We start from the raw sequence: 1,063 nt of genomic DNA, 5'->3' as shown, positions 1-1,063 counted from the left end.
GTGCCAGCCCGCGCAGCAACGCCGGCACGGGCTCCTCCGCGCCGAGGGAACGCCGCAGCGCCGCGACGTCGAGCCGGATCGGCAGCAGGTGCGGTTCGCCCGCCGCGCACGCGGCGTCGAACAGCGTCAGTCCCTCGGCCGCGGAGAGTCCGGACACTCCGTGGCGGGTCATGCGGTGGAGGTCGGTGTGGGTGAGGTTGCCGGTCATGGTGGAGCGGTCTTCCCACAGGCCCCAGCCGAGGGAGAGGGCGGGTTGGCCGTGGGTGTGGCGGTGGTGGGCGAGGGTGTCGAGGAAGGTGTTGGCGGCGGCGTAGGCGGCTTGTCCGGGTCCGCCGAGGGTGGCGGCGGCGGAGGAGAAGAGGATGAAGGCGTCGAGGTGGGGGGTGTGTTGGGTGGTGAGTTCGTGGAGCAGGAGGGCGCCGTCGAGTTTGGGTTTGAGGACGGTGTCGAGGTGGTGGGTGGTGAGGGTGTCGAGGGTGGCGTCGTGGAGGGTGGCGGCGGTGTGGATGACGGCGGTGATGGGGTGGTGGGTGAGGGTGTGGGTGAGGGTGTCGGGGTCGGTGACGTCGCCGGTGACGACGGTGGTGTGGGCGCCGAGTTCGTTGAGTGTGGTGGCGAGGGTGTGGGCGGGTCGTCGGGAGAGGAGGACGAGGTTTTGGACGTGGTGGTGGGTGACGAGGTGGTGGGCGAGGAGTCCGGCGAGGGTGCCGGTGGCGCCGGTGATCAGGACGGTGCTGTCGGGCCGGAAGACGGGGGCGTCGGCGGGGGTGACCGTGGTGCGGGCTAGGCGAGGCGCCAGGAACTGGCCTTGCCGGATGGCGACTTGAGGCTCACCAGTCGTGAGCGCGCCGCGTAGGTCGTGCGTGGGGTCGTCGGTGTCGATGAGGACGAGTCGGTCGGGGTGTTCGGACTGGGCGGAGCGGATCAGGCCCCAGATGGCGGCGTGTTCGAGGTCGGGTGTGTCTTCGGGTGAGGTGACGACGGCGTTGCGGGTGAGCAGGACCAGCCGGGAGTCGGCGAACCGCTCCTCCGCCAGCCACCGCTTGACCAGGTCCAACGCCCC

General features: G+C 71.1%; 1 protein-coding gene. It reads right to left on the bottom strand.

All coding sequences use genetic code 11. From position 1 onward, the window contains the following. The coding region (locus ACWD01_RS37555; RefSeq protein ID WP_451168483.1) for a beta-ketoacyl reductase at positions 1-1,063 on the bottom strand (1,063 nt) is incomplete at both ends.

This window comes from Streptomyces sp. NPDC002835 (assembly GCF_053591995.1).
This window is presented reverse-complemented; position numbering and strand designations above follow the sequence as displayed.